The following is a 20,027-nucleotide window of genomic DNA, read 5'->3' on the forward strand; positions in this document are numbered from 1 at the left end:
CTGATATTAGATTCAACCCTTTGTGTTTCTGATCGTCAGACTAACCCAGGCCACTCCCCCTAAAGTAAGCAACGCCGACACAACGCTGTGCAGGCTCATTGTTTCATCGAGCAGTGCCACACCCATCACGGCACTGATAACGGGCACCGATAACTGCACGGCGCCTGCGCCGATCGCCGTCATCCGCACGCGAACCCAATACCAGACGGCATACCCCAACCCCGATGCCACGCACCCAGACAACAAGGCGTACACGACACCCATTGCATCGGTGTTCAATTGTTGCACTTGGGTCAGTACAAGCACGGCGGCTAGAGGCAACGCCCAGATAAAGCTGCTTGTCGTACTGATAATAGGCGCACCTTGCGAGCGCGCCCCAACAGCGAAAAAACGCCCCACGCCGAGCCGGCCAAAGCCATCAGCACCGCAGCCGACAAGGGAGGTGCCGATGCGGACGGCACCAGAAAAGCGACCAGCCCACCAAACGCGAGTAATAAACCAAGGACGCTGGCGCGTTCGCCTTTATAAAGCCCGTACGAAATCATCAGCAACTGCGCAGACGCGAAAAGAACCAGAGCGCCGGCACCTGTGCTGATGTCGCGATACGCAAAGGAAAACGCGGCCGCATAGATAAAAAGCGTCAGCGCGGACCATCCGCCCGACCGAAACGATGTGGGCTTACTGCCCTGCCATCGCAAAATGACGAACAAGGTCAGTGCCCCCGATGCCAAACGTATAGCCGTAAACGACGCGGGATCGATGTCTGTTGTAGAGAAAGCCGCCCGGGCCAATAAGGAATTGGCCGCAAAGGCCAACATGGCCAGCAAAGTCAATAAACCAACCAGCGGCGTCATGCGGGCTGAACAACCGTGTGCGGCCCGGTTTTTAGATATACCGTCGCACCTTCAGGGCCAGCAATGATGTCGGGGTAGCGACCCGCCGGCAAACGCAACCAGGCGCTTTCACGATAAGTTTGGGCCCCTTCAGTCAATTCACCTTTCAGCACAAAGGCCTCGGCGCCGTCGACTTGGGCCGGCAGCAGAACCGCACCCGCATCGAGACGAAGCAACCTGACCGATTCGATGTCGTCGGCAAACAAAGGACACTCTGCACGATCCGCGCCTTGCTGCCACGCGTTCGGATCGTTGGTATTGACGCGTACAAAGCTTCGCTCAGTGGGCCGCATTTGCCACAGTTTTACAAAAATAACAGCGCCCTCGAGACTGGAGGGCTGGTGCCTGGAGCCGGGCGGGTTGCGCATATACCAGCCCGCTGGGTAGTGATCGTTGTCCTCTGAGAAAACACCAGACAGCACTAAAACCTCTTCGCCGCCCGGATGACTATGCTGAGGAAAAAAGGAGTTGGGGGCATAACGCACAATGCTGGTCGCACGGGCTTTTTCGGCACCGACTCGGTCAAGCATAATGCGTTCGACCCCGCCTTGCGGGGACGCCACCCACTGTTGCTGCTCTGGCAACACCCACGCACGGCATGAAAAATCTGCGTTTATCAGCATAGACAGCAGATTAGTCGCGTGAAAAGGGGCGACCGTTAAAGTCGACCGTAACCAAGTTACCGTCAAGCGCACCCATACCTGGCGCATTGGTGGGCATACCTGGTGCGGCAACGCCTTTTACGTCGGGGTTGAGCAATAACTTGCGTACGGCGTTAACGGGGACATGGCCCTCAATCACCTGGCCCGTTTCTTCGACGACCGCCGTATGGCACGAGCCCAGCGCAACAGGCACGCCTAGTCGGGCTTTATGCGCCGTGACGTCGGGCGTCTTGACGGCAACCACATCAAAGCCCTGTGCTTTCATGTAGTCGACCCACCCGCCGCAACAGCCACAATTCGGGTCTTGATAAACCGTCAGCTTGCCCTGGCCGGCATGTGCCATACCGAAGGCGCTTAATAAAGCGGCTAATGCCATTAATTTTTTCATCATGTATTACCTCGAAATAAGCTGTTCGTGATTCCTGCTAATCATAGGCCGATATTTTCGAAACCTAACCATAGCGTGCAAGTTTACGGGTCATGCAAGACATGCCTACAGAATTCGATTATCGAGGATAAAACCACAATTGACCCAGAAAATTCCAGTACAAACCCTCCAGACTCCAAGACAAAATATATTATTCTGTTTCATTTTCTGCTAGATTGACGACCTGCAAAAATATAAAGATCACCATGGCCCTTCGTTCAGTGGCTCAAAGCATATTGTTCCGGCTGGTCGTTGTGGGCCTGAGTCTGATACTTATCGGTTCGACGGTACGTTACTTTGCCATATCCGAATTCTTGCGCGACGACATGACCGAGGTCGTTTCCTCGCAGCAAATGTCGTTGGCAACCTATGTGGCCAACGACATCGGTCATAAAATTTTGATGCGCCAGTATCGGCTGCAACAACTGGCCAATACCCTGACCCCGACCAACGTCGAACATGACGCCGATCTGGATCGCGCCTTTGGCCGGTCCGCACCCTTTGAAGCCCTGTTCTCGGCCGGGCTGCTATTAACCACCACTGACGGCCGGGTATTACGCGACACCACGACATTTAAATGGCGCGGCAGGCCTTTATCGCTCGTCCCAGACAAAGTACTTCACGGCGTATCTGAACAGGCCGCCCACATCGGCAAACCACTTGTCATCGCCGGGCAGATCAGCCCCATTTTGCCCATGACGCTGGCCCTGCTCGACCAAGACAGGGTCCCTTGGGGTTACCTGACGGGTTTCACTATTCTGAACAGCCCGGACTTTATGGGCAACCTGATGCAAGCCCGCCTGGGCAGCACGGGCAGCGGCTTTTTGCTCATTTCGCCTGACGACCAAATATTTATCGCGTCCTCCAATCCTAAAAAAGTGCTCACGGCAACACCACCGCCGGGCGTCAACCTTTTGCACGACAAGGCCATGCTCGGCTATCGGGGCACCGGCGTGACCATCAACGCCCACGGCGTCGAAGAAATATCCGCCACGGTATCCGTGCCCAATACCCCTTGGTTCGTCGTGTCGGCCATTGCCACTTCCGAAGCGCTGGACACAGTTGAGCGACTTAAAAGTTACCTGTTACGCAACACGCTTCTGACGGTTTTTTTCTTGTTTGCCTCGTTGGCCGTGGTGGTCCCTTTTACCTTGCGCCCGCTAACGCAAGCCACGCGCCAGGCCGACAAAATGTCCAAAGGGTTGGCACCGCTTGCGCCACTCTCTGGGGCCGGCAAAGGCGAGGTCGGCGTGTTGATCTCTGCCTTCAACCGCTTGCTGCTCAAGCTTCAAGACCAGCAAAATGAATTATCACGCGCAGCGCACCATGACTCGCTCACTGGGCTGCCCAACCGGCGTCTGCTGGCCGAAAACCTTAAAAATGCATTGGCGATGGCGCGCCGTAACCGTGACAGCTTGGGGCTGATCTTTATTGACCTCGATCAATTCAAACCCATCAACGACACGCTGGGTCATGAAGCCGGCGACAAAGTCTTGCAATTGGTAGCGCAACGCCTGACTGGCCTTATTCGCGAAAGCGACATCATCGCCCGGTTGGGTGGCGACGAGTTCGTTATCTTGCTTACTCAATTGGGGGCCGAAGCCCAAGCCAGGCAAGCGATAGAAAACACGGCCAACCAGGTCATCAGCACACTTAAGCAACCTTTCGATGTGGCTGGCACCCATTGCGAGCTGGGCGCGTCGTTGGGCGCAGTGATCGGCGATGGGCAAAACAAAGCCAGTGATCTGATGCGCTGGGCCGACCTGTTGATGTATCAGGCCAAGGCCAAGGGTAAAGGCCAGTACATCGTCAAATCCTCCAAAGAAATGTCAGACACCGGCTTGCTCTAAAATGGCGACGACGCCCCGCTGAGCCGGGCCTTTCGTTTACCTTTCAGACATTCATGGCCGCTTCCCACGACATCCGCCCCGACCAGTCGGTCGAGTTGCTCAAGGCGCTTCACATTTTGACGCGCGACGGCAAAATGAACCAGGACAGCCGACGCAAATTAAAACAGGTCTACCATCTGTTTCAGTTTATCGAGCCCCTTTTGAAAGACGTCAAACAGCACCACGAGACCATCAACCTGGTCGACCACGGTGCAGGCAAGTCGTACTTGGGGTTCATTTTGTATGACTTGTTTTTTAAACAGCTCAACGACACGTCTCACATTTACAGCATTGAAACCCGCGAAGACCTCGTCACCAGCGCAACCGACCTGGCGGCACGACTGGGCTTTGACGGGATGTCGTTTCTAAACCTGTCTGTCGCCGAGTCTATTTCGGCCCGTCAATTACCCGAGCGTGTCGATGTGGTTACCGCACTGCATGCCTGCAATACCGCCACTGACGACGCCATTCGATTCGCCCTCGAAAAAAAATCGCGGCACATTGTGCTGGTGCCCTGCTGCCAAGCCGAGGTCGCCAGTATCTTACGTAAAAATAAAGCGGCCATGCTGTCTTCTGGCGCACTGGCCGAACTGTGGCGCCACCCCATTCATACCCGCGAATTTGGCAGCCATACCACCAACGTACTGCGCTGCCTGCAACTGCAAGCACACGGCTACCAAGTCACCGTCACCGAACTGGTAGGCTGGGAGCATTCCATGAAAAACGAACTGATTGTCGCCAGTTACACCAACCAGCCTCGTCGAAAGCCGGCTGAGCGGCTGATGCAGTTGCTGACTACATTGGGGTTGGAAGAGCTGCACGAGCGTTTTTTTACTTCACCTATTCAACACTAAGAAGCCACCATGCGCCTGGATAAATTCCTTTGCGAAAGCACCGACCTGACCCGATCATTGGCGCGACGCGTCTTATCGTCCGGTGAGGTTACCGTTAACGGCGAAGTGGTCGACAAAGGCACTTACATTGTTAAAGAGAGTGATGTTGTTGAATGGGAAGGCGAGACGCTATCGCCTGTCGGGTTGCGTTACCTGATGCTGAACAAACCGGCTGGGTACGAATGCGTATTAAAGAACAGCCAGTACCCTTCGGTCATGGATCTGATCGACGTCGAAAAGCGCGATCGCCTGCATACCGTCGGACGCCTGGATGTCGATACAACCGGGTTAATTCTGATCACCGACGACGGGCAATGGACACACCGGATTATTTCGCCCAAGCACCAATGCGACAAGGTTTACCTGGCCACATTGGCCGAACCCCTGAGCGACGATGCCGAGCGACGCTTTGCAGAAGGCATCTTGCTTGATGGCGAAACCAAACCGACGCTGCCGGCTCAAGTCGAGCGCGTCAGCCCCACCCTGGCCCGGCTCACGATCCAGGAAGGCAAATACCACCAGGTTAAACGTATGTTTGCAGCCCTGGGCAACTTAGTTACTGCATTACACCGCGAACGCATTGGCCCGCTGGCACTCGATGCCGATCTAGCCGAAGGGGAGTCGCGGTTTTTAAGCGCCGAAGAAGTAAAGGCCTTGGCGCCCTAAGTGGTTTTTTGTAGGTCGCAGCGCATAAAGACATGGGTAATGCCCGCTTCCTGATACGGGGCGCCCTGCGGCTTAAAACCAAGACGTTCGTAGAATGACTGAGCGTGACACTGTGCCGATAGTTCAACACTGGCATGACCACGCTCACGTGCAGCACTCATCAGCGCGCGCATCATGCGCTCCCCAATTCCATACCCGCGCAGCGGTTTCAAAACCGCAATACGGCCGATATGACCATCTGGCAGCAACCTTCCCGTGCCAATGGCACGTCCATGGGTATCCTGCACCACCACATGAAGCGACACCTCATCGAAGGCATCGATTTCAAGAGATTCAGGAACGCTTTGCTCGATGACAAAAACAGTGTGACGCACCTCGCGGGCAAGCGCACTAAGGTCGGTCCATGCCCCCATCTTCAGCGTCAGGGACGCTTCCGGGGCTTCAATGACTATATCCAAGATTGAAAGACTTCAAAATAAAGGGACAGGCGCCCCATTGACCAGACGGGACCTGACCGCGTTACTCACGGCTGTCATCATCGTCTGACTCATCATCGGGGCGGCGTTCTGAACCGCTGGGTTCGGGCCTGAACTGCGCGGCCTGCCCAGGCGCAGGCTGCAAACTGTCGGTCGTGTCGTCGGCAAACCCAGACAGTATAAAAAAAGCGCTACGACGTCGCTGATGGATTTGACGCATATGCAAGGGGTAACATTTCATAGGTAGCCTTCGCCCGAAATGAATCGCCTATTATCGTGCCACGTTTAACCGACAATGACCAGCCTGGGTTAAGCTGAACCTATCCTCTTCAGTCCAGTTGCCCGCAACTGGCTCATGAAACAGCGCAGGCTGGCTTGGACTCAACGGAAACACAGGAATTATTTATGCCTCATTTGCTCACCCGTCATACCGTGTTTTATCTGGTCATTCTTGGCACGTTGATATTCAGTCTGCTGGCGCTAATGCATAACCAGGCGTGGTGGGTAGCGGCAGTCATATGCCTCTGGCTAAGCCTGTTGGGCATCTACGACTTGAATCAAACCCGGCATGCCATTCGGCGCAATTATCCGGTTATCGGCAACTTGCGCTATTTCTTTGAATTTATCCGACCTGAAATCCGGCAATACTTTATTGAAAGCGACAAAGACGAGCTGCCTTTCTCACGCGCTGAACGTTCGCTGGTGTATCAACGCGCCAAGCACGATATCGACAAGCGCCCTTTCGGTACGCAAAACGATGTTTACGGTAACAACTACGAGTGGATCAACCACTCCATGAACCCGGTTCATATCGACAACAGCAACTTTCGCGTCACCATAGGCGGCCCAGACTGCAGCAAACCGTATAGCCTTTCAGCCTTCAATATTTCAGCGATGAGCTTCGGCGCCCTGTCGGGCAATGCCATACGCGCGCTCAACAAAGGCGCTCAGATGGGGCAATTCGCTCACGATACCGGCGAAGGAGGCATTAGTCTTTATCATCTCGAATACGGCGGAGATCTGATCTGGAATATCGGATCAGGCTACTTTGGTTGCCGCGATGCAGCAGGCAACTTTTCCGAAGAGGAATTCGTCAAACGCGCCACCCATGACAATGTCAAAATGATAGAGATCAAGCTGTCACAGGGGGCCAAGCCCGGTCATGGCGGCATGTTGCCGGGGGCCAAGGTCACTGCCGAAATCGCACGCGCCCGGGGCGTGCCCGTGGGGCAAGACTGCAATTCACCGGCTCGTCACAGCGCCTTCGACACGCCCACCGAGTTACTTGCATTCATTGCCCGACTGCGCCGCCTGTCGGGTGGCAAGCCCGTCGGGTTCAAACTATGCATTGGTCACCCCTGGGAATGGTTCGGCATCGCCAAGGCCATGCTCAAAACCGGCATCACGCCGGACTTCATTGTCGTCGACGGCGCCGAGGGTGGCACCGGGGCGGCGCCCATTGAATTTGTCGATCATGTCGGCACGCCGCTGCGCGAAGGCCTTCGCCTGGTTCACAACACCTTGGTCGGCATCGGGCTGCGCGACCGCATCAAACTGGGTGCTTCCGGAAAGATCATCAGCGCCTTCGATATGGCCCGCATTATGGCGCTGGGCGCCGACTGGTGTAACAGCGCTCGAGGCTTTATGTTTGCCGTCGGCTGCATTCAAGCCCAGGCGTGCCACACGGGCGCCTGCCCCACCGGGGTCGCAACGCAAGACCCAAAACGTCAAAAGGCCCTGGTCGTTGAAGACAAGTCGGTCCGCGTACAACAATTTCACGACAACACATTAAAGGCACTGGCCGAATTGCTCGGTGCGGCGGGGCTGCGCCACCCTACCGAACTGCGTCCTCACCACATCGCGCGCCGGATCTCCAGCAGTGAAGTCAAGGTTTTGTCGGCTTTGTTTCCCGACCTGGAGCCGGGAGAGATTCTCGAGGGCAAATTCCGCCAGACTATTTTTCGAGTCGCATGGCCCATGGCCCGGGAAGACTCGTTTGACCCGGCCTACAGCCTGAGTGCAGCCCTGTCTGGCAATACGGCCAACACCATTGATTGACAACACCCGCTAGCACGTCGACGCATGTCAGCATGCAGTTACATAAATCAGTAGTAACACTAGGTTGAAGCCACGTAATGACCGCAGTAAAGTGAACTCACTGCCCTCAGGGGGCAGCTTAGCCACTCTCCGAAGCGGCTCTTGAATGCACCTGTTCTATCAGGTGTCACTGCCATCGTGGCAGTAAGGCCCCGCCAGAAGGCGGGGCCTTTGCATTAGTTAGCTCAGCAAGCTTTCAGCTAGCAACAAAGCCGCCTCTGAAGCCGCGACCCGCCCCTCGTCAGTGGCTATTACCCAAACCTCAACCGAACTGTTTGCGGTATGAATTGCGCAGGCCTGGCTGCCGCTGGCTTCTTGGTTAAGCGTAAGGTCAATATCAATGCCAAGCCACGCCAATCGCCCACAGACATCGGCGCGCAACGTGGCGTCGTTCTCGCCAATCCCGCCGCTAAACGCCAATACATCAAGACCACCCAAACACGCCGTAAGTCCACCCGCCTCGCGCACTATCCGATACGTAAACTGCTTTAGGGCCTGCAGCGCATTGGGTGAGCCGTTTGCCCGCAGCGTGCGCACGTCGGCCGAGATACCCGAAACCCCCAACAAGCCGCTTTGTCGGTACAGCAAGGTTTCAATCTGGGCGTGAGTCCAGCCCTGCTCCATCAAGTACAACAACACCCCGGCATCAAGCGAACCACTGCGGGTGCCCATCATTAAGCCGTCGAGCGCAGAAAACCCCATGGTAGTGGCAATACTTTGCCCTTGGCGCGTTGCGCACAGGCTGGCCCCATTGCCCAAATGTGCCATGATGACACGCGCATTGGCGTGGGCCGATTGCCGCTGCAGCACCGACATAATGTACTGGTACGACAGCCCATGAAAGCCATAGCGACGCACCCCTTGATCTAAAAGCTTGCGGGGTAAGGCAAAGGCATAATCGACTTCGGGCAATGTGGCATGAAAGGCGGTATCGAAACAAGCCACCTGCGGCACTGTCGGAAACGCCTTTCGGAAACGACGGATGCCTTCAATGTTATGTGGCTGGTGTAAAGGAGCCAGCGAGTTGAACGACACGAGCCTGGCCAGAATATCGTCGGTCACCAACACACTCTGGGTAAACTGCCCACCACCATGCACCACCCGATGGGCAACGGCCTCGATTGACGCGGCCTCTGCCAAACCTGACAACAGCTGACGCAAGCGTTCCAGAGCCGCCTCGAAGGGGCCGATACCCGCGGGTACGGCCAGCGGCACTTGCTCATTTTTGCCTCGATACTTCCACCGCATGCTGGGGCAGCCATCGGGCTCGAGCCCCTCGATGCAGCCCGACAACACAAAAGGCTGCACCTGACCGTCATGCAGCGGATGCAAAGAAAACTTCAACGACGACGAACCTGCATTGACCGCGAGAATGGCCATAACCCACCTTAAAGAAGCACACACTTAACCCGGTTGGTACGCAAGCACAACCAGGCGTATAAACCCGTTCAGCCAAGCTTCCAGGCATTTTCGGCCCGACGCCGCTTTATGTCGCGCGCCGCCAGTACAGCCAACACGGCGGAAGCGACCCGCGCCATCGGCCCATCGGCCCGACTGGTCAGTGCGATGGGTACACGTGCCCCGAGCACCAACCCAGACCCGCTCGCCCCCGCCAGATATTCAAGCTGCTTGGCCACCATGTTGCCGCTTTCCAGGTCGGGAACGGCCAGAATATCGGCCTGCCCCGCGACCTCTGATGCAATGCCCTTGATACGCACCGCGTCTGGCGAAATGGCGTTATCAAAAGCCAGTGGCCCGTCAAGGCGACCGCCTTTGATTTGCCCTCGATCGCTCATTTTGCACAAGGCAGCCGCGTCGATGGTTGACGGAATAGCGGGCGTGACGGTCTCGACGGCCGACAAAATCGCGACGCGCGGCTTATCTACCCCAAGCACTCGGGCAAAATCGATGGCATTCTGGATGATGTCGGCCTTTTCAAGCAGCGTAGGACGAATATTGATCGCCGCATCGGTGATCAGCAATGGCTTGGGGTACAACGGCACGTCGAAACGAAACACATGCGACAACCTACGCCCCGTGCGCAAGGCGGGCTCAGACAACACCGCCTTAAGCAGCTCGTCCGTGTGGAGACTGCCTTTCATCAAGATATCGACGTCTTGACGAGCGGCCATTGCTGCGGCTTTTTCGGCGGCGGCATGGCTATGTTCGACGGACACGATTTCAACACCCGACACATCGAGCCCTGCCTCTTGGGCGACACGCCTTATACGGCCCTCAGGGCCGATAAGCACAGGCACAATTAAGGCATGGCGCGCCGCGTCAAGCGCACCGCTTAACGACTCACTATCGCACGGGTGCACAACGGCGCAACGCACGGGTCCCCCCCCTTTCACCCGCGCCAGCAAATCATTCAGCCGAGCTTCAGGGTCAAAAAGCTGAATATGGGGTGCGCTGACGCGAGGAACGCGCACCTTCTGATCAGGCGCCAACAAGCGTGCAGTCCCTTTCAGCACAGCGTCTCCGGTCTGATTGGTAACCAGGCAATCCATGACGACGTGCTTTTTAGGGTCGACCTTTTCAAGCACCGTGGCCACGACGGTCAGCGTATCGCCAACACGCACTGGCTTGATGAATTTAAGGTCTTGTCCAAGGTAAATCGTGCCAGCACCCGGAAAATGCGTGCCAAACAGCGCTGAAATCATCGCAGCGCCCAACATGCCGTGGGCAACGACCCCATGAAACATCGACGCGTTCGCATAGTCGGCATTCAGGTGCGCAGGGTTGATATCACCAGACACGGCGGCAAACGCCTGAATATCTTCGGTGGTAACGGTACGTACCAAACGTGCGCTCTGCCCGACCTTAAGCTCGTCGAAGGTGACGTTCTCCATCCATTCAGAATCAGTATCGCGGTGCATAGGCAGACAGGCTCTTACAAAAAGTTGATCAGCAATATAAACGCCACCATACCGAAATCAACGGCTGATTGTAAGAACCCCGCGTGACAAACTGATTGACAAACCTCAAGCCGGTAAGCCAATCTGCCGCAGCCGTCGCCGGTCGTTTATACTGCAGCGCAGCATCAAAACATGCACAAGGAGATACTGACATGACGATTTCAACGGTAGGCATCATTGGTGCCGGCACAATGGGTAACGGCATTGCACAAGCGTGTGCCGTATCCGGTATTAATGTAGTAATGGTCGACATTTCTGACGCAGCCGTCGAAAAAGGTCTGGCTACCATTACAGGCAGTCTCGACCGCCTGATCAAAAAAGAAAAAATTACCGAAGCCGACAAAGCTGCGGCATTGGGGCGTATCAAAGGATCAACGCGCTACGAAGACCTAAAACCGGCGCAAATGGTCATTGAAGCAGCCACCGAAAACTACGAGCTGAAAGTCAAGATTTTGAAGCAGCTCGACGAGATGCTTGAAAGTGACGTCATCATCGCCACCAACACATCGTCCATTTCCATTACCCAATTGGCCGCCGTCACACAACGCGCCGACAAATTCATTGGCATGCACTTCTTCAACCCCGTGCCCATGATGACACTGGTTGAGCTGATTTTAGGCCTGCAAACAGCCGACACGACACACGCCCGGGTTAAAGACCTGGCCGAGCGCCTGGGTAAAACGCCGATCACCGTCAAGAACGCCCCCGGTTTTGTAGTTAACCGTATCCTCATCCCGATGATCAACGAGGCATTTTTCGTACTGGCCGAAGGCCTGGCGTCTCCGGAAGACATTGATGCCGGCATGAAGCTGGGTTGCAACCACCCCATTGGGCCTCTGGCGCTAGCCGACATGGTCGGCCTGGACGTTTGCCTGGCGGTTATGGAGGTTTACCTGAAAGAGTTTGGCGACAGCAAGTATCGCCCGTGCCAGCTGTTGCGCGAAATGGTTGCCGCCGGGCGCCTGGGCCGTAAAACTGGCCATGGTGTGTATACCTACTAAAGACAGTAAGTTTGCCGGGGTCGTTAAGGCCATGACTCCGGCAAATTATTGGGCCCTTACCGCAGGCAACTTTTGATTAAAGGTTGCGCATCAATAAGTAAGCGGCTGTGCCCATCACAATGCTTAGCAATGTGTTGCGGGTCCGCCACTGCAGCACAATCACCAAAAGTACGGCAATACCTTCTTGCCAGATGCCGGCGGGGTTTTCGCGGGTGGCGCCCACCATCGTATGCAGCAACAGCAGCGTCATCACAGACAAGGGCAGTGTGGCCCCCAGTTTATGTACCAAACCCTGACGACGTAACCAGCGGCCCGCTACAAAAGGCAAGGCTCGCAAGGCAAAAGTCACACCGGCCATAACAGCAATCACTGCCCATACATAATCTGTATCAGACATTGCGCTCCTCCGCCCTGCTTGGCGCCGGCTTAACCAACACACCAGCCAGCACGCTTAAACCAATGGCAATCACCAGCGCCTGCCCCGGCGCAAGCACATACGCCACGCCATAACCCAGCACCGCCACCCAAATAGGCCAGACCACGCGCTTTGCGCGCCATTGCTCTACCGCCAGCACAGCGAACAAGGCCGCCAGGACAAAATCAAGACCGGACAAATCAAGCTGCACCACGGCGCCCGCCCAAACCCCTAACGCCGTGCCGCCAACCCACCAACATTGGTTCAAGGCAGACAACAACACCATTTTTTGCCCACGCAATTGTTCGGGCAGCGCCGTCAGCACGGCATACGTTTCGTCGGTCAGTGCAAACATGCTGTACCAACGCCGCCAGCCCGCCAAAGGCACCGCCTTAAGCAAAGAAATGCCGTAGAACACATGACGCAAATTGACGACCAGCGTGGCCAGCGCAATGGCCCCCACCGGCAGCCCAGCCGCCAGCATAGGCACCATCATGAATTGTGCTGCTCCCGCATAAACAAACACGCTGGCAGCAATGGCAAGCCACGGGCTCCCTCCGGCTTCAACAAACAAAAAGCCAAAGACAATGCCCAACGGTATATAGCCCATCGCAACAGGCGTGGTCAGTTCGGCCAGGGTTGGCGCAGTTTGACGTGCAGACATAAACGCTAATTAGCCGTTCAGGCGTTGAAGATGTACCGTGGCCTCACCCGCGTCGGAGGACACCCATAAGGTGTCATCTTGAATATTGATGTTAAGCGTCATTTTTCGCTCGGCCAAGGCAGCCAGGGCCTGGGTGCCGTCTACATCAAACATAAAAGCGCGCACTTTCGGGTTACGGGCCAGTTTATTTTGCACCCCCTGCCACCACAGGGTCGCGTTACGGCCATAAGCCATAAGCACCACCGCCTCAGAACGGCCACACGCCTTGAGCACACGACGCTCGTCGGGTAGCCCGGCTTCAACCCACAACTCAATAGCGCCAGTAAGATCAAGACGCCACAAATCGGGCTCATCGGCTTCCGACAAACCTCGCGTAAACGCCAGCGTATCGGCATCGTCGGCGTACAAGGCGTAGGCCAACAGCCGCACCATCATACGTTCATCCGTTTCCGACGGGTGCCGCGCCAGCGTTACCGCATGGCTGGCATAATACCCGCGGTCATTGTCGGCAATATTAAGGTCGGCTTTATAAACAGTGGCACGCAACGCCATGATGCAACTCGAAAAAACAACGGGCGCCCAGTGTATCGCAAGGCAGCCGTCAATGCCCTTGAGCACGATGCGCAAGGCCTTACGTTTTGGTCACGATACGGCGATTAAAATAGCGAATCGGCCCACCTCAAAGAGATCGTGACCTTGAACCCGCTTCACCCTAAAAAACTACTGCTTACCAAATGGACTGCGGTCAAACCCATCGCCAAAAACAAGCATTTTTTGGTGATTAAAGTCGTTGAGCCCGACCCGCCGGAAACGGCAATAACGTGGGTTGAAATTGAAGCGGTGTACTCAAAAGCCGTAAAAACCATCGCGTGGCGAGACTTGAAAGATACAACTCAATGGCGTCAGGGTTGGGTGTAGCCGCGCAGAAAACAAGACAAACAACCCATTAAAAAATACGGCCCTTAAACACTTTCTATAAAGTTCAAAACGGTGTCCGCAAAAATGTCGGGGCACTCAAAAGGCACCAAGTGCCCGCTTTGCAACTCAACATAGCGCGCCCCAGTAATGGCTTCGGCCAGATCCTGGGCGTGCGCCTTGGGCACCATAAAATCATTGGCACAGCCGATAACCAACGTTCGCGCCCGTATCTGCCCAAGATACTCCCGAACGTCCAGGCGTCGGTCTAAATCAATTTGGCGGGAAATGCCGTCCCAGCGGTTTGACGTGCATATTGCGTCGATCCAACTCTGAATATCGCCGGGCGCCATAGCGTTCAGAAACTGCGGCGAAAACCCGGTAAGCAAAATGACCTTGGCAAATGCGCGCGGGTCGTCTTGTATGAGTTGCAACCAGAGGTCGGACTGCATACCCAACCGGCTTTGCCCCCCATATGCAAACCCCGCTACCAGAACAAGAGAGCGAACATGCTGCGGGTACTGCGCAGCAATATAAATTGCAACCGCAGCCCCCAGCGAATACCCCACCAGATCGAACTTGCCTAGTTCGGCCGCACCAACCCCTGACATGACCTGCTCTGCCAGTGCTTCTACCTGCAATACGCCGCCATGGTCCTGCGTCTTTCCCGACCCAGCGTAGTCAACCCTCACAACCTGTCGACGTGCGGTAAAACGCCCCATGAGATGATCCCAATTGCTGTGCAGATCGCCGCCTGTTCCCGAAATCAACACCAAGCCTTCGCCCTGGCCATCGACCTGATAAGAAATATTGGCCTGAGCAAGCCGCACCATCGCTGTCATTCTGTTAACGCCTGTCAATTGTTTGCCATGCCCGCGCCAGTGGCTTGCAGACACAAAAAAGCATCCTTAAATCACCCTTCTGACCGCCCTTCATTCAGGCGTGTATTATCATCTTGAGCACGAACATCGACAATCTTTAACACAGACTGCCGATAATCGTACTGACAACGACGGCCAAACACAGACTCTCAGCGGTGCCTGGCATGTACCCGCGACCAAACCCAAGCACAAACACCCTGCGCCCCATGGAATCAAAGATCAAGACCGTCGTTCCGATATACGTATCACTTGTCTTGATCTGGGCGCTGACGCCGTTATCTATCGTCTGGAGCGTTGCCGAAATCCCCAAGCTCTGGTCGCTAATGTTGCGCTTTTGCCTGGCCGCACCGATCATTGCCCTGGTTCTGGTCGTGATCAGGGTAAAACTGCCCCTTACACGCACCGCCTTGCACAGTTATCTGGCCGGATCATTCAGCCTGATTGTCTCGCAGACATTTACCTACCTGGCCACGGGCTATCTGTCGTCAGGCATGATTGCGCTGATGTTCGGATTTGCGCCGATTGTGGCCGGCTTGATTGCCTACCTGCTCTACCGGCAACGGTTAACGGGCATACAGTGGCTTGGCATGGCGGTGGCCATTATGGGCTTGTACACCAACACCATGGCCGACGAAGAAGCACGCCTCGACACCGTAGGGCTGGTGCTGATGTTCTGCGCCATACTCACCTACGCGATCTCCATTTTCTGGGTGAAGCACATCAATGCGCGCATCCCGCCTATCGCACAGGCATCGGGCTCCATCTTTGTCTCAACCCTCATCTCGTTCTGCTTTCTGCCTTTTATTTGGGCTGAAATGCCCGCGACCATGCCAGGCGCGCGATCAATGATGGCCATCGGCTATCTGGTCATTGCCTCATCGGTATTGGGGATGTTTTGTTACTTCAACCTAATGCAAAAAATTTCGGCCACCACGTTGTCGCTAGCTACCGTATTGACGCCCATGCTGGCCATAGGCTTTGGTATTTTGCTTAACAATGAACCTTTCAAGATCAACATCGTGATTGGCACCGCATTGGTCATTGCCGGACTACTGCTATATTTTTACCGTGACTTGGCCGCCTTACGGACAAAGCAATAGCGACACAAAATTACATGCCATTGTTAGCCGCCGCCGCTGGCGTATGATGGCTCATCAACCCCAACCGGACATCATCATGTCAAATACACACCAAGACACCGACCCCGACGAAGCCGCCCTGATTGAATGGTGCATTCAAGTTGAAGAATTATTCGTTGCAGCGGGTGTGCCCCGCAAAGACGCACAGCAATACATCGAAGACGAAGCCGATTGGCTGACAGACATGTTCTATGACGGCCTGACCCCCGAAGAAGCCGCTAAAGAAGCGCTGGCGTAAGCCCGGACCGCGCTTCCCTTGCACCGCCCCCTAGCAATTACCTGCCCACGTCTTTTGCGACCACCGATCGCAAAAGCGTGGACTACCGCGCCTTTTGCTATTAAAAACATAGCATTTTATTTGCATCGTCAACACTTTCCTTACTGAATCTAACAGACAGATACCAGGAAGAACTTGAATAAATCGACAGCTGAGTTATAAACACATGCGCAAGCACAATAAGACATTAATCGTATTTTTTGATCTTATCTTGCATTAAAACACTACATTTTGTTGACATCTTCTTGAGCCCGATCCTTTCTGTTCATTTCTATATAAGTTGAAACATGTTGAAAAAACTATTCTTATCTATCCTTGTCATGCTTTCGCTTTCAGCCTGCGAAACCATACAAAGCGCTGGAACCGACAAGTACAGCCCAGCCGCGCTTAAAGAAAACCTGAAAGTTGGCGTGACTACACCTGACGAAGTTCGCCGCATTTATGGCGAACCGGACATGCGCAGCGATGACCCTGACGGCCCACGGCACTGGATGTACTCTGTCGACGATACGAAAAACGCTTTGATCGACTCAGCCATAAGCTTTATACCGGTATATGGCGCATCTACAGCCAAGAATGCTGTCACTGAATCGCGCCAACTATTTGTTTACTTTAAACAAAATCGCGTGAGCGATTACGCGCTGAACGCGTCCAAGCGCTGATTACGTCGCGTCAAATACCCGTGCTTGCACGGGAGTAAGGGTTCAAGAATTCCGATATCCCGCTGCTGATGCAGCGGTTTTTTTTATGACGAAGACAAAAGTACCTGTACCGGGTAACTTGCAGTCTTATGAGCCAGTCCGTTTGACCTGCTCGACCGGAAAGCCAAGGGTAGCCGCATAATCTAGCAGCGCATTGACCGCAGCATCATCCGCCTCTTGCGTACGGGAGAGTACCCAGAGGTACTGACGATCGGGCGTACCAACAAGTGAATACTGGTAATCGCCTTGCAATTTGATGATCCAGTAGTCGCCCCAAACCATGGGTAGCCAAGATGTCCAGTCAGGCGCAAACCGAATTTTCAAGATGGCTGAATTGCGAGGGTCAACCGAACCCGACAACTTGCCTATGCCTTGCACTTTTTTTGTACCGCCATCCTTTGCGCGACATTGATTGGTAACGCTGATGGTCTCATCGGGATTAATTTTGTAATCTGCCCGAACATGACTCACGCAATCTTCTTGAAAACGATTGGGCAAGCGCGCCTGCTCGTACCATGTGCCTGCGTACTTATTAAGATCTACATCCGCCTGGGTCGGCAAACTTTGGTTCGACGTGGCGCATCCAGCTAGCATTAAAACCAGCGACATCGCAAAAATTTTCTTCATTGAGAATCTCCTGTTGCGTACCCTAAAAGAATACCTCACCGGAATACGCCTGGCGCGTGTCGATTAAAGCGGTCGCGACTTATCCACACAAACTGTGAATAACCCAATGGATAACCGCATAACAACTGAAAAAGACGTAAGCAGCACACTGAATTAGGTTGGCGTGATCGATTCGGAGTCACGAGTATTCACTGACCCTTATTCAGCTGGAATACGCCTAAAGTGTGTTGCGAAAATTGCGAAGGCCCAGGCTATTTTGAGTTGGCGCCCGTCAGGCTTTTAATGTCCGCGAGCTCTTGTCGCAAGACTTCAAGCTCTTCACGTTCATGAGTCAGCTTGCGCTCGAGCTTTTTAACTTTATCCAGGCGACCTTCTTTCTCTTTCTCGCGCATGTCGTCGAGAATATCGTTTATGTCGTCCTGCTTCTCATCGATCTCCTTTTCCTTTTCGGAGATCAGGCCCGCATCGGTGCAATGAGCTTGAGCTGCAGACATCGCCCGCTCGAGGCCCATAACGCGCCCCTGATTGCCGGCCTCTTTGGCGTACCTTATCTGGGTTTCGATTTCCGCGATTTTCCGAGCACATGCCGGCTCTGATGCCAACGCAGGCCCAGAAAACCCAAGCACCAAAGATAACGTTATCGTAAGTCTTATCATGACAAGTGCGCCTAAAGTAATGTTGTCATAGACCATAACACTTTAAGGCAACTGCGGCCACGCGAGGCATCGAAAATGAAAGCCCGGCTGAAGCATTTGCATCAGTCACCTGAAATGAGCAGATTCTGTAGGCGATTTACATGATACGTTCACCCAAACATTAAAATTCCCGCCCATGACTACGCTAATTCTCATTCTCGTTATGCTGGTTGCCGTGCTTTTGAGCGGGGTGTTGGTTCGTATATTGCATTTTTCAATTCCACTGCCATTGATGCAAATTGGTTTTGGTTTCTTGATCGCAGCGAACTTTGAGCGTGGCATCGAGCTTGAGCCAGAGGTTTTCTTTTTACTATTTCTTCCACCCCTATTGTTTCTCGATGGTTGGCGCATCCCTAAAAATGGCCTGTTTCAGAACAAAATGGGCGTATTCCAGTTGGCTTTTGGATTGGTTTTTCTGACAGTTTTTTGTCTGGGTTACCTTCTGCATTGGATAATTCCGTCCATGCCGCTGACAGTAGCTTTTGCTCTGGCGGCTATTGTGTCCCCTACGGATCCGGTCGCGGTCAGCGCAATAATGCGGCGAGTCGTTGTGCCTCGAAGGATTATGATCCTGCTGGAAAGCGAGTCATTGTTCAATGATGCCAGCGGTCTGGTTGCGTTTCGTTTTGCGGTTGTTGCTACCGTAACGGGCGTCTTTTCTCTGACTTCAGCAGTTACGTCGTTTGTCTGGCTCGCTGTAGCTGGGCTCGCAACGGGCGTCGTTGTCACGTTGTCGGTTAGCTATGTTCGAAGCGTGTTTGTCAGTCGTCACGGCGAGGAGTCCGGATCTGAAGTTCTCTTAAGTCTTTTGTTGCCCTTCATGGCGTATTACCTGGCAGAGCAGATCGGTGCATCGGGCATTCTGTCTGCCGTGGCTGCAGGGGTAACAATGAGCTATTCGGAAATGTCGGGGCGAGCCTTAGCCCAGACGCGCGTTCATCGACATGTCGTCTGGAGTTCTATTCAATTCATTCTGACAGGGCTGATGTTCGTTTTACTGGGTGAGCAGTTACCAGGCATTATGCGAGGTGCTGCCGAGGTATTAAAACAAGTAGGGCATCACCATTGGGTCTGGCTGGCTGTTTACCCCATAGTGACGTGTCTGGCGCTTATTGCGATACGGTTTTCCTGGATCTTTATCACCGCACAGGTCGGACGTTTCGTGCGGCCAAAACGTGATGAAAATATCCGGGATATGGATTTGCGAATGATGGCCGTCTTGTCGCTTGCGGGGGTGCGCGGCACGATCACGTTAGCCGGTGTGATGACATTGCCCCTGCTTGTTCAAGATGGGACGGCATTTCCAGCCCGTGACCTTGCGATTTTTCTGGCAGCAATGGTCATTATTTTTTCATTGATTATTGCGAGTGTGGCTTTGCCTTTTTTACTGCGCAATGTTGCTGCATCAGACGAGGCCAATGAGGCAGAGCAGTTGGCTTTGCTTAAAGAGGCGGCCCGTGAAGCCGCTATCAAAAGTGTAGGCCAAACATTGGCACGACATGCACAGGCAGATTCGGCTCTGGTAGAGGTTTACACGTCGGTGGCTGGCCGTATGATGGATGAGTTGAAAGGGCCACTTGAGGTTAATGAGGCGGCCGGGCTTAATGGATCCGCTGCACGTGCCGAGGTCGAACGCGAAATCCGTTTATATGCCCTGCGTGCATCGCGCCAGGCAATTTACGATCTGGCACGACGCGGACTGATCTCGGACGAACTTGCACGTGAGGAGGTGCGGCGTCTTGATTTTTACGAGGTTCGGCTAAGTTGATTCGTGACCTTGGGTGCGAGCTG

At 54.4% G+C, this 20,027-nt stretch carries 24 protein-coding genes; 10 read left to right on the forward strand and 14 right to left on the reverse strand.

The window, feature by feature from the left end:
- Positions 1 to 12: 12 nt before the first annotated feature.
- The 4 genes from PuT2_RS16195 to PuT2_RS07255 are packed head-to-tail and all read right to left on the reverse strand — an operon-like array spanning position 13 to position 1,943.
- The gene (locus tag PuT2_RS16195; protein WP_371596511.1) at positions 13 to 399 is read right to left on the reverse strand and encodes an EamA family transporter; all 387 of its coding nucleotides are present in this window, start codon (positions 397 to 399) and stop codon (positions 13 to 15) included.
- On the reverse strand, positions 312 to 854 hold the full coding sequence (locus PuT2_RS16200) for a hypothetical protein (protein WP_371596513.1): 543 nt from the start codon (positions 852 to 854) through the stop codon (positions 312 to 314). The genes PuT2_RS16195 and PuT2_RS16200 overlap by 88 nt, the downstream gene beginning before the upstream one ends.
- Complete coding sequence (locus PuT2_RS07250) at positions 851 to 1,516, reverse strand: cupin domain-containing protein (RefSeq protein WP_093970350.1); 666 nt, start codon at positions 1,514 to 1,516, stop codon at positions 851 to 853. The genes PuT2_RS16200 and PuT2_RS07250 overlap by 4 nt, the downstream gene beginning before the upstream one ends.
- Positions 1,517 to 1,526: 10 nt before the next feature.
- On the reverse strand, positions 1,527 to 1,943 hold the full coding sequence (locus PuT2_RS07255) for a DUF411 domain-containing protein (RefSeq protein ID WP_093970351.1): 417 nt from the start codon (positions 1,941 to 1,943) through the stop codon (positions 1,527 to 1,529).
- A 245-nt stretch (positions 1,944 to 2,188) separates the two neighbouring features.
- Here PuT2_RS07255 and PuT2_RS07260 point away from each other — a divergent pair, with 245 nt between their 5' ends.
- The 3 genes from PuT2_RS07260 to rsuA are packed head-to-tail and all read left to right on the forward strand — an operon-like array spanning position 2,189 to position 5,430.
- Positions 2,189 to 3,832, forward strand: coding sequence for a diguanylate cyclase domain-containing protein (locus PuT2_RS07260; RefSeq protein WP_093970352.1), 1,644 nt, complete (start codon positions 2,189 to 2,191; stop codon positions 3,830 to 3,832).
- A gap of 53 nt (positions 3,833 to 3,885) precedes the next feature.
- Positions 3,886 to 4,725, forward strand: coding sequence for an SAM-dependent methyltransferase (locus PuT2_RS07265; protein WP_093970353.1), 840 nt, complete (start codon positions 3,886 to 3,888; stop codon positions 4,723 to 4,725).
- Between the two features lie 9 nt (positions 4,726 to 4,734).
- Positions 4,735 to 5,430: a 16S rRNA pseudouridine(516) synthase RsuA gene (gene rsuA / locus PuT2_RS07270; protein WP_093970354.1), complete on the forward strand. Its 696-nt coding sequence runs from the start codon at positions 4,735 to 4,737 to the stop codon at positions 5,428 to 5,430.
- Here the strand turns inward: rsuA and PuT2_RS07275 are convergent.
- Together PuT2_RS07275 and PuT2_RS07280 are read right to left on the reverse strand one after the other, a co-directional pair.
- Positions 5,427 to 5,888, reverse strand: a complete 462-nt coding sequence (locus PuT2_RS07275) for a GNAT family N-acetyltransferase (RefSeq protein WP_254046966.1) — start codon at positions 5,886 to 5,888, stop codon at positions 5,427 to 5,429. The two genes, rsuA and PuT2_RS07275, sit on opposite strands and share 4 nt — an antisense overlap.
- Positions 5,889 to 5,949: 61 nt before the next feature.
- Complete coding sequence (locus tag PuT2_RS07280) at positions 5,950 to 6,147, reverse strand: hypothetical protein (RefSeq protein ID WP_093970356.1); 198 nt, start codon at positions 6,145 to 6,147, stop codon at positions 5,950 to 5,952.
- 164 nt (positions 6,148 to 6,311) lie between these two features.
- Here PuT2_RS07280 and PuT2_RS07285 point away from each other — a divergent pair, with 164 nt between their 5' ends.
- A complete protein-coding gene (locus PuT2_RS07285; protein WP_093970357.1) occupies positions 6,312 to 7,964 on the forward strand; it encodes an FMN-binding glutamate synthase family protein in 1,653 nt (550 codons plus the stop codon).
- A gap of 219 nt (positions 7,965 to 8,183) precedes the next feature.
- Here PuT2_RS07285 and PuT2_RS07290 read toward each other — a convergent pair whose 3' ends face one another.
- On the reverse strand, positions 8,184 to 9,383 hold the full coding sequence (locus tag PuT2_RS07290; RefSeq protein WP_093970358.1) for an acetate/propionate family kinase: 1,200 nt from the start codon (positions 9,381 to 9,383) through the stop codon (positions 8,184 to 8,186).
- A 68-nt stretch (positions 9,384 to 9,451) separates the two neighbouring features.
- A complete protein-coding gene (locus tag PuT2_RS07295) occupies positions 9,452 to 10,882 on the reverse strand; it encodes a bifunctional enoyl-CoA hydratase/phosphate acetyltransferase (protein WP_093970359.1) in 1,431 nt (476 codons plus the stop codon).
- Between the two features lie 191 nt (positions 10,883 to 11,073).
- On the opposite strand from PuT2_RS07295, the gene PuT2_RS07300 reads away from it, so the two are divergent.
- Positions 11,074 to 11,922, forward strand: a complete 849-nt coding sequence (locus tag PuT2_RS07300) for a 3-hydroxybutyryl-CoA dehydrogenase (RefSeq protein ID WP_093970360.1) — start codon at positions 11,074 to 11,076, stop codon at positions 11,920 to 11,922.
- Between the two features lie 76 nt (positions 11,923 to 11,998).
- On the opposite strand, the gene PuT2_RS07305 is transcribed toward PuT2_RS07300, so the two are convergent.
- From PuT2_RS07305 to PuT2_RS07315, 3 genes are read right to left on the reverse strand one after another with little or no spacing between them, the layout of a single operon-like run.
- Positions 11,999 to 12,319, reverse strand: a complete 321-nt coding sequence (locus PuT2_RS07305) for a branched-chain amino acid transporter permease (RefSeq protein WP_093970361.1) — start codon at positions 12,317 to 12,319, stop codon at positions 11,999 to 12,001.
- Positions 12,312 to 13,001: an AzlC family ABC transporter permease gene (locus PuT2_RS07310; RefSeq protein ID WP_093970362.1), complete on the reverse strand. Its 690-nt coding sequence runs from the start codon at positions 12,999 to 13,001 to the stop codon at positions 12,312 to 12,314. Before PuT2_RS07310 ends, PuT2_RS07305 begins: the two co-directional genes overlap by 8 nt.
- Before the next feature lie 9 nt (positions 13,002 to 13,010).
- Positions 13,011 to 13,553 carry a YaeQ family protein gene (locus tag PuT2_RS07315; RefSeq protein ID WP_093970548.1) on the reverse strand — a complete coding sequence of 181 codons (543 nt, stop codon included), beginning with the start codon at positions 13,551 to 13,553 and terminating at the stop codon, positions 13,011 to 13,013.
- 138 nt (positions 13,554 to 13,691) lie between these two features.
- Between PuT2_RS07315 and PuT2_RS07320 the strand changes: the two genes are divergently transcribed.
- Entirely contained in the window at positions 13,692 to 13,919 is a 228-nt protein-coding gene (locus PuT2_RS07320; protein ID WP_370318064.1) for a TIGR02450 family Trp-rich protein, read from the forward strand.
- A 44-nt stretch (positions 13,920 to 13,963) separates the two neighbouring features.
- On the opposite strand, the gene PuT2_RS07325 is transcribed toward PuT2_RS07320, so the two are convergent.
- Entirely contained in the window at positions 13,964 to 14,758 is a 795-nt protein-coding gene (locus tag PuT2_RS07325; protein ID WP_093970363.1) for an alpha/beta fold hydrolase, read from the reverse strand.
- 203 nt (positions 14,759 to 14,961) lie between these two features.
- Here PuT2_RS07325 and PuT2_RS07330 point away from each other — a divergent pair, with 203 nt between their 5' ends.
- From PuT2_RS07330 to PuT2_RS07340, 3 genes are all read left to right on the forward strand, one after another.
- Positions 14,962 to 15,897, forward strand: a complete 936-nt coding sequence (locus PuT2_RS07330; RefSeq protein ID WP_199722952.1) for a DMT family transporter — start codon at positions 14,962 to 14,964, stop codon at positions 15,895 to 15,897.
- 76 nt (positions 15,898 to 15,973) lie between these two features.
- Positions 15,974 to 16,174, forward strand: coding sequence for a hypothetical protein (locus tag PuT2_RS07335; RefSeq protein WP_093970550.1), 201 nt, complete (start codon positions 15,974 to 15,976; stop codon positions 16,172 to 16,174).
- 326 nt (positions 16,175 to 16,500) lie between these two features.
- Positions 16,501 to 16,875 (forward strand): outer membrane protein assembly factor BamE, encoded by a 375-nt coding sequence (locus tag PuT2_RS07340; protein WP_093970365.1) that lies wholly within the window; start codon positions 16,501 to 16,503, stop codon positions 16,873 to 16,875.
- A 126-nt stretch (positions 16,876 to 17,001) separates the two neighbouring features.
- On the opposite strand, the gene PuT2_RS07345 is transcribed toward PuT2_RS07340, so the two are convergent.
- Both PuT2_RS07345 and PuT2_RS07350 read right to left on the reverse strand, forming a co-directional pair.
- Positions 17,002 to 17,541 carry a lipocalin family protein gene (locus tag PuT2_RS07345; RefSeq protein ID WP_093970366.1) on the reverse strand — a complete coding sequence of 180 codons (540 nt, stop codon included), beginning with the start codon at positions 17,539 to 17,541 and terminating at the stop codon, positions 17,002 to 17,004.
- A gap of 251 nt (positions 17,542 to 17,792) precedes the next feature.
- Positions 17,793 to 18,197 carry a DUF1090 domain-containing protein gene (locus tag PuT2_RS07350; protein WP_158214021.1) on the reverse strand — a complete coding sequence of 135 codons (405 nt, stop codon included), beginning with the start codon at positions 18,195 to 18,197 and terminating at the stop codon, positions 17,793 to 17,795.
- 202 nt (positions 18,198 to 18,399) lie between these two features.
- On the opposite strand from PuT2_RS07350, the gene PuT2_RS07355 reads away from it, so the two are divergent.
- Positions 18,400 to 20,004 carry a Na+/H+ antiporter gene (locus PuT2_RS07355; RefSeq protein ID WP_254046967.1) on the forward strand — a complete coding sequence of 535 codons (1,605 nt, stop codon included), beginning with the start codon at positions 18,400 to 18,402 and terminating at the stop codon, positions 20,002 to 20,004.
- Positions 20,005 to 20,027: the final 23 nt, after the last annotated feature.

The organism is Pusillimonas sp. T2, assembly GCF_002236805.1.
Taxonomy (GTDB): domain Bacteria; phylum Pseudomonadota; class Gammaproteobacteria; order Burkholderiales; family Burkholderiaceae_B; genus Neopusillimonas.